Annotated in this window: 10 protein-coding genes and 2 pseudogenes; 10 read left to right on the top strand and 2 right to left on the bottom strand. The window is 33.7% G+C overall.

The features are described from left to right. The 10 genes and pseudogenes from AACV01_RS03330 to AACV01_RS03290 form a co-directional block, all read left to right on the top strand. A pseudogene (locus AACV01_RS03330) lies at positions 1–696 on the top strand (RHS repeat-associated core domain-containing protein); the annotation flags it as partial. Between the two features lie 42 nt (positions 697–738). After that, positions 739–1041: pseudogene (locus AACV01_RS17840) on the top strand (TreTu family toxin). Next, positions 1029–1274 (top strand): immunity protein TriTu family protein, encoded by a 246-nt coding sequence (locus AACV01_RS03320; protein WP_017827480.1) that lies wholly within the window; start codon positions 1029–1031, stop codon positions 1272–1274. The pseudogene AACV01_RS17840 and the gene AACV01_RS03320 overlap by 13 nt, the downstream one beginning before the upstream one ends. 145 nt (positions 1275–1419) lie before the next feature. After that, positions 1420–2115 carry a barstar family protein gene (locus tag AACV01_RS03315; RefSeq protein ID WP_161682423.1) on the top strand — a complete coding sequence of 232 codons (696 nt, stop codon included), beginning with the start codon at positions 1420–1422 and terminating at the stop codon, positions 2113–2115. Between the two features lie 577 nt (positions 2116–2692). After that, a complete protein-coding gene (locus tag AACV01_RS03310; RefSeq protein WP_049210474.1) occupies positions 2693–3013 on the top strand; it encodes a hypothetical protein in 321 nt (106 codons plus the stop codon). Positions 3014–3101: 88 nt separating this feature from the next. After that, on the top strand, positions 3102–3473 hold the full coding sequence (locus tag AACV01_RS03305; RefSeq protein WP_161682421.1) for a polymorphic toxin type 30 domain-containing protein: 372 nt from the start codon (positions 3102–3104) through the stop codon (positions 3471–3473). Continuing rightward, the gene (locus AACV01_RS17835; protein WP_367889975.1) at positions 3434–3529 is read left to right on the top strand and encodes a hypothetical protein; all 96 of its coding nucleotides are present in this window, start codon (positions 3434–3436) and stop codon (positions 3527–3529) included. The genes AACV01_RS03305 and AACV01_RS17835 overlap by 40 nt, the downstream gene beginning before the upstream one ends. Then, a complete protein-coding gene (locus AACV01_RS03300; RefSeq protein WP_064506292.1) occupies positions 3529–3903 on the top strand; it encodes a hypothetical protein in 375 nt (124 codons plus the stop codon). The genes AACV01_RS17835 and AACV01_RS03300 overlap by 1 nt, the downstream gene beginning before the upstream one ends. 122 nt (positions 3904–4025) lie before the next feature. Next, entirely contained in the window at positions 4026–4562 is a 537-nt protein-coding gene (locus AACV01_RS03295) for a hypothetical protein (RefSeq protein ID WP_161682417.1), read from the top strand. 662 nt (positions 4563–5224) lie between these two features. Continuing rightward, positions 5225–5434, top strand: coding sequence for a hypothetical protein (locus AACV01_RS03290; protein WP_228077854.1), 210 nt, complete (start codon positions 5225–5227; stop codon positions 5432–5434). A gap of 460 nt (positions 5435–5894) precedes the next feature. Here AACV01_RS03290 and znuB read toward each other — a convergent pair whose 3' ends face one another. Both znuB and znuC read right to left on the bottom strand, forming a co-directional pair. Further along, positions 5895–6680 carry a zinc ABC transporter permease subunit ZnuB gene (gene znuB, locus AACV01_RS03285; protein ID WP_004247983.1) on the bottom strand — a complete coding sequence of 262 codons (786 nt, stop codon included), beginning with the start codon at positions 6678–6680 and terminating at the stop codon, positions 5895–5897. Next, positions 6673–7398: a zinc ABC transporter ATP-binding protein ZnuC gene (gene znuC / locus AACV01_RS03280; RefSeq protein WP_004242756.1), complete on the bottom strand. Its 726-nt coding sequence runs from the start codon at positions 7396–7398 to the stop codon at positions 6673–6675. Before znuC ends, znuB begins: the two co-directional genes overlap by 8 nt. Positions 7399–7410: the final 12 nt, after the last annotated feature.

The following is a 7410-nucleotide window of genomic DNA, read 5'->3' as shown; positions in this document are numbered from 1 at the left end:
CAGTTTTTACAATCGATACAAGCCCATCCCCAACAACCGCCATTTTGTACGGATGTGCACCGCAGTTATCAATATGATCGCGCTTATAATGTGGTGGGCATTGAAGATGATCGCTGGCGACAGACACGTTATCACTATAATGCCAATGACCAAATCACTGAGACACAATACAGTCCACAATGGGGTAATCAGGACGAAAAGTTCCAGTATGATAACAACCTCAATATCACGGAGCACTTAACAACGCCGTCCTCGTCGATGGTACCTTCTGAGGCACAAGGGGCGATGCTACAGTTATTTCAGCAACAGCAAGCAGGACGGGTGACTCGCCGTTACACAGCGAAGGGATATCAAGATTACCATTATGATGTTAATGGGCGATTAGCTAAAAAAATTGTCCATACACGCGGTTTTCGTCCCAGAGAATGGCGCTATTTATGGTCGGGAGGACCAACTGATAGAAGAAACGCCGATATATGCCGATGGTACTCTTGCGGTGTCTCAGCAAATCCAATGGCTGTATCAATCTGGAGAGATGATGAAGAAAGTGGCTTGTATTATAATCGCTTCCGTTATTATGATAAGGAGACAGGGCAGTATCTTTCCCCAGATCCGATAGGGCTGCTAGGTAGTGTGAATCCGTATGGATATGTCCATAATCTAGTCAATTTTATTGACCCTTTTGGATTATCAACTGTTACTGTTGGTCGTTGGATGAGTCCAGATGAACTCTAAAAAATGCGGACTACTGACAAAGTAGTTCAAGGTAATACGGGAACAACACATATCGGTTACCCAGCTCATATTGATGCTTTTGGTAAACAAGCTAAGCTGGGAGCAGTATATGTTGAATTTAGTGTGCCTAAAGAATCGTTGATAAAAACAAATGATGAATAGGCAAAAATAGTAGGTCCAGATTCTTTAGAAGGGCGTTTAGCAAAACGTAAAGGTTTACCTATACCGGAAATGCCTGAAGTGACCAACATAGAGGTTAAGGCACATAAAACGACAGACGGAAAAATAATAACATGCAAAAAATAAATTTGTGGATTACATCTAATTATGACTACCCTGTAATTGTAAATACAGAGAGTTTAGTTGTTGATATTGATACTGATAAAAGTATTGCCCGATTTACGGTATGGGATGATCTATCTTGTATGCTAGAAATTATGGATATAGATACTGAAAAATATATTCTCAATGAAAGGAGAGAATTATCCTCTGATGAGGAAGTAATTAAAGCATTCAAAGAATTTCATAGTCTACTTTAGAATGGGAAGTTATTCCCGGAAATAACGATCTTAGAATACTTACAAAAGACTTAGGTAATGGTAAAACTCAAGTTGGTTTTAGTAATGGCCATTATGATAGAATATTTGATGTTATTATCAAAAAATAGAATAACAAGGAATTATAATGAATGGTGAATATAAAATATTTAATCTTTCTAATGAGTTGATTATGTCTTTTAGTGATTTGATTGAATGTTATGATTATACTGAGAGCGGTGGAAAATGCACTTATTCTTTGATAGGAATAAATGAAAAAAATATAAATTTAAGTAAGAATACATTTTACTCTCTTCAAAGTAATTTGTTTGAAGGTAGGTTAAATTTCAATTTCAGTGTAAATGAATTCCATTTTTTTAACAATGGATTGCTATTAAATGTTAATATTTCATCTGGAATGTATAAGTTTGGTGCATTATCAATACTTGAGTTTTACTTAAATAGTAAAGAACGGATTTGGTTGGATATGAGAGGGATAGCAAAGAAAAACTATATATCAGCGAGTTATTTGAAAAATGGTTTTCAAAAAGTAATCAGAAATGATAGCATCATTCTAGATGGAAAGTATATACATGATTATTACTCTTTTTATTGTGAGTTAGGGTATTCTATTTTTGGTAGCTATGGATATGTAGGCAATAATCTTAATGCACTATATGATATACTTAATGATGTTGTCGAGGAAAAGAGAAATTTAATTTGGAAAGACAGTATATTATCATTTAAAGCAATTGATAATAGTATACCTGCCGATTATTTACAATCTTCATCAGAAGATATTTTGATATTATTAGATGGTTATTTTAATATAATGCTTGAGTAATCAATAGATTATATGAGTTGTGTGACTTATTGATTGGGTATATTTCCGAATAACTAGTTAGTCATTAAAAATGATATGGATGATATTGTACTTGAGATGTTGATATTCTCTCATACTTAAAGTTGTTACTCTTGACAAAAATCTTTTTGGAGAGTGTATTTTATAACAGAATTAAAGATGTCAGTATCAATGGTATCTATATTTATGATATAGAGTTACTACCTATTTTAGGTGGTGATGAAATTTTATTTTTTAATGAAAAAGTAATATAATGTAGGTATCGTAAAAAACTTCCAACTCTTACTCGTCGCAATCATACTGAAATGAATAAATTACAACTAAAAAGGTAAAAATTATTTTCATAAAGTACTGTATGATTTTAAAGATATAAATTTGTCTTTAGATAATTTAATTTCAGCAACATAAGAAAAATATATTTATTTTGGTATAGTTTTAAAGATAGTATGTGAACTAGGTTGAAAATTTTACTTATTTTGCAATATCTATTCTCAGTATAGTGCATTTGGAAAGTGATGAATGATGAAACTTTAAGATTAACAACGATGATCCCTAAATTATGATTGAACAATTTGATAACCAAATATTAGATATTTTTGGAATAGAGCCAGATAGTTTTGATGTGGATTTTTTACAATGGAATTATACTTTTAGTAAAGAAGGCATCAAATTATTTTTTGTATACTCTATGGATAAAACAGTATCTATTTCACTGTATTTAAATGATATTTCAATTGCTTTTTGTTTTGGTTATGGATTGGAAACATTGAGTATAAAAGATAATAAAATTTATGGTGATTTTGATTCTAATCGCGGTAAAAGAACGTTAGAACTAGATCCTATAAATATTACATTTAAATGGGTAGATAAGCTTTCATAAGCCAACAATAGCTGTTTAGTAAGGAGATAGGCAGTATTTTTCCCCAGACCCGATAGGGTTATTGGGTGGGCAGAATCCATATGGGTATGTGCATTGTCCGACGGGGTATATTGATCTGTTTGGGTTGACGTGTTGTCCAACAACCTTATCAGGGAATACTATAAAAAAATTTGATGGCTCAGATTTAATTACTATTCCAGAAAATGCTAAAGTTCGTAAACTGATCCCTACTAAAGGATATATAGGAGACTACGGATATGAATATAAATGGAAAAATACTAATGGTGGTACAACGACGGTGCGTATTCATGGAATAGGTGAGACAGCACCTGCTGGTACAAACGCTAGTCAAGGCTGGGTTGTGAGGATTATGGATGGTAAAAAAGTATGGATATTAATGGAAATTATCATCCTACCGGTATTTTTAACACAGACAGCCCTAATTATAATCCATCACTAATTAATGATGTTCATATTCCTATAAATAAACCGACGAAATTTCCTAAGGTTCTATGATGTCTAAAGATTATGATACTTTTCTAAAGGAAAAAATAATAGAAATAAAAATATCATTGTCAAATCAATGTACTGATATGTATGAATTAATAGGATCAGTTCATGATCTATTTTCTTCAGTTTATACTACTAAATTAGTGGCTAACAAAAATGTTATTGAAGAACTGTGGGATGTATTGCTTAGTGTATTCCTTAAAAGTAATTTTTATGGAAATAGATATGATGCGATCTTTGCTATGAATGATATTCATCTTTATGCAAAAAAATTAAAAATAAGCTTAGAACTAGACGCAATAAGAAAATGGAGGAAAAGCAGTAATACATCGAATTCAACAGAAGAGATATTAGAATGTGTTGATGATATACTAACTTAATGAATAGAAAATAATGAACAATACATTTTTGACTGAATCCCTTAAGTCTGTTGAAGATACAATTGAGTTGCACAAAACATGAAAAAATGTACCCTTATCTATTGATGTATTGAGGTAGTTATATGTTCGATGAAGATGATTGTTTATTAGCTGATGATAATGTTGTTGTTGCAATAAAGAACGATAACATTATTACTTGGTATCAAGCAGACAGAGAGATATGGGTGCTGGATAGACAAAAATGGCATAGAGATTTTGTTGATAATGGCATAGCTTGTCCAGAAGACAGCGCCGACGATCGATTTGGTATTTTAATTGTTAATGATGGTACTAAAGAAAAATTTCTTGAAAATATTTTGCCTTTTAAAGTTGATAATAAGAAGCTCAATGAATTCAAAGAAAAAATACAAGACTCTTCTTCTTGGTGGGACTCTCACGAACTATTTCCAATGGCATTCATTGATTTTGATTCAAAAAAAGTAAGTGCATATTATCCATATCCAGGGAAAATACCTGTAGAAAGATATATTCCAGATGGTTGGAATGGTGAGTTTGTTGATTTTATGCGTAAATTTGATGAAATTATTTTGTCTAAGAAAGAAAAGTATTGGGTCATTGATGATATTGACTATTTAGAAAAACTTTCTTCATTATTTTAAATAAAATAGCCGAAAAAACGGTGATCTTGTTCTGGTTTATTTTGCCCAACATTTATTGAAATAGATAATGTAATTTATAGGAAAGATGGCACTGATGAAAGGTTTAAACCATATGGGGGAATGCAAAAGATAAGAAAACATTAGAAATGACTAATAATAATTTTTTGTCTTTCTGAGTTTTTTAATGGCTGCTAATGAAGCAAGTGAAAGTGTAGAATTAATGTTAAAATTTTCTAGTGTATTAGAATTTTTTTGCGTCAAAGATTGAAAGAACTTTTTCCTGAAAAATTTTTGAATTTATCCATTTAGAAAATGGGTTGTTTGATGAAGACGGCTTTTGTATGACTTTTTATGAAGTTGAATAATATAAATAGTAATACATAATTTATAGCCGGAAGATCTTCTAATCTTCTGGATCCTTTATTAGTGATGATATCCCACTTGAGGGAATTAAAAAATATATTGCAGGTAGAATTTACTAATGGATATCTTTTAGATATAGACTGGAGACCTTCGTTCAAAATTGATGGTCAATTTAAGTTGGCGCTAATTAAAGGTTTTAACTTGTAAAATTCTGTTTATTTAGGTTCAACAATTAATTTATTCGAATTAAAGAAGAAACTCAACTAGCAATACGCAAATTATAGGATCTCTTGATTAATATGGAACAATTACTAACCAAAACCGAAATGCCAGAATGGTTTTCTTACCCACGTGAATTTCTCAGAATAGTTGAGCAAAATTTACTTAATTTTGATCCTTGGATTATTTTGGAAGGAGAGCGGCTCAGGGTTCGTTTTGGTGGTTTAAAAAAAGATACCCAAATAGAAATATTATTCCTTTTGCCCATCGGGAAGATAATGATGATGTAGCGTGTTGGGATAAAAATAGCCGTCATCAGGTTATTATTATTCATGATTTTGCAAGTGAAGGTTATGAATATGTCGGTAAGTTTGATTCATTTTGGGATTGGCTCAAAACGGCCTTAGAAGCAACTATCGAATACAATGAGTAAATATTACTGTATCAACAAAGCCGGAAGACTGAAGTGGCAAGTTACCGTTGATGGGAGAACCTAGAACATATTTCAAAGCAACTGGTGGGCATATTATAGTCTTCGATCCAGATGGGTGCCGCATAGCGGATATAAGTAAAGAAAGAATAAAAATAGTTGAATGAAACCGTTCACCCAAAGGACAATATTTTATCCCAACTGGTAGTGATACAAAGTTTGCGAGTAAAGAAATACCCGATGTAATTAAAAAATTATAATAGCCCTTGCTATAAATTAGCAAAGGCTATTTTTTTGTTTATAAGATAAACGCTAAACAACTACTGCTTTGCTGGTACAAGCAAGCTCAATACAAATAAACTACTGGCGGCTAATACCACTGATGGGCCTGCTGGGGTGTCATAGAATGCAGAGAAAGTTAATCCCCCAGTGATAGCAAACATACCTACAGCGACGGCAATCACTGCCATCTGTTCTGGTGAACGTGAAAAACGGCGCGCTGTTGCTGCGGGAATAATCAATAGTGACGTAATGATAAGTGCACCAACAAATTTCATTGCCAACCCAATTGTTAATGCGGTGATCATCATCAATTTTAAACGTTCGCGTTGAATATTCACACCATCGACAAAAGCCATATCTTGATTAATAGTCATTGAAAGAAGTGGACGCCATGAACGGATAATCACTAATAAAACAATAACGACACCAATAAAAATACTGATCACATCTTGGTAATTAACGGAGAGTAAATCACCAAAGAGATACGCCATTAAATCAACACGAACATTGGCCATTAAACTGACGACAACAAGCCCTAAAGAAAGGGCGCTATGAGCCATGATACCTAACAAGGTATCAACAGAAAGTTGAGGCTTTAGTTCTAACCAAACTAATAAAATAGCTAACAGCAAAGTTACGGCAATAACGGCATAAAAAGGCTCGATATTAAACAGCAGGCCAAAAGCGACCCCTAATAAAGAGGCGTGGGCGAGGGTATCGCCAAAATAGGACATTCTGCGCCAAACAACAAAGGAGCCTAATGGACCTGCGGCCATCGCTAAGAGCATACCGGCGATCCAGCCCGGTAACAGCAACTCAATCATGATGACACTCCTTATTATGTTGGTGATGATGACGATAAATACCCAGTTGTTCAGCACCACGACTACCAAACATAGCTATAAATTCAGGGTGAGAAGAAACCACATCTGGTGTACCTGAGCAGCAGATATGACCATTTAAACAGAGCACTTCATCTGTTTTAGCCATAACCAGATGTAAGTCATGTGACACCATTAAAATTGCGCAGCCTAATTCATTGCGAAGCTGATTAATTAAATCATAGAGGGCTAATTGACCATTTACATCAACCCCTTGAGTCGGTTCATCTAGCACTAACAGTTGTGGTTGATTAAGTAAAGCTCGGGCGAGTAAAACACGTTGCGATTCACCCCCTGATAATTTTTGCATAGGGGCGTTTATTAATTTTGCTGCATTGACTCGTTCTAAAGCAGGTAAAATATCTTTATCTTTAACACCCGGTTTTAAGGTCATAAACCGTTTGACTGTCAATGGCATAGTTGGATCGAGATAGAGTTTTTGAGGTACATAGCCAATACGTAAACTATGTTGACGTTCAATCTTTCCAGAAGAGGGAGCCAACAACCCTAAAACCAAACGAATAATCGTTGACTTACCCGCACCATTAGGGCCAAGTAAGGTAAGAATACGGCCTGCTTTTAGATTAAAAGAGATATCTTTTAGAATAACGCTTTCACCAAAAGAGACACCAACCGATTTTAAACGAATTAAGTCAGACATAAAATTAGCACT

The sequence above is a fragment of the Proteus sp. G2609 genome (assembly GCF_963896135.1).
GTDB classification, from domain to species: domain Bacteria; phylum Pseudomonadota; class Gammaproteobacteria; order Enterobacterales; family Enterobacteriaceae; genus Proteus; species Proteus mirabilis.
Note: the sequence above shows the minus strand (reverse complement) of the source record. Positions and strands in the feature narration are given on the sequence as shown.

What these genes read in the sequence shown, in the direction of transcription:
- AACV01_RS03320 (WP_017827480.1), top strand. Translation starts at nt 1,029, where the DNA reads ATGCAAAAAATAAATTTGTGGATTACATCTAATTATGACTACCCTGTA.
- AACV01_RS03315 (WP_161682423.1), top strand. Translation starts at nt 1,420, where the DNA reads ATGAATGGTGAATATAAAATATTTAATCTTTCTAATGAGTTGATTATG.
- AACV01_RS03295 (WP_161682417.1), top strand. Translation starts at nt 4,026, where the DNA reads ATGTTCGATGAAGATGATTGTTTATTAGCTGATGATAATGTTGTTGTT.
- AACV01_RS03310 (WP_049210474.1), top strand. Translation starts at nt 2,693, where the DNA reads ATGATTGAACAATTTGATAACCAAATATTAGATATTTTTGGAATAGAG.
- znuC (WP_004242756.1), bottom strand. Translation starts at nt 7,398, where the DNA reads ATGTCTGACTTAATTCGTTTAAAATCGGTTGGTGTCTCTTTTGGTGAA.
- AACV01_RS03290 (WP_228077854.1), top strand. Translation starts at nt 5,225, where the DNA reads ATGGAACAATTACTAACCAAAACCGAAATGCCAGAATGGTTTTCTTAC.
- znuB (WP_004247983.1), bottom strand. Translation starts at nt 6,680, where the DNA reads ATGATTGAGTTGCTGTTACCGGGCTGGATCGCCGGTATGCTCTTAGCG.
- AACV01_RS03300 (WP_064506292.1), top strand. Translation starts at nt 3,529, where the DNA reads ATGTCTAAAGATTATGATACTTTTCTAAAGGAAAAAATAATAGAAATA.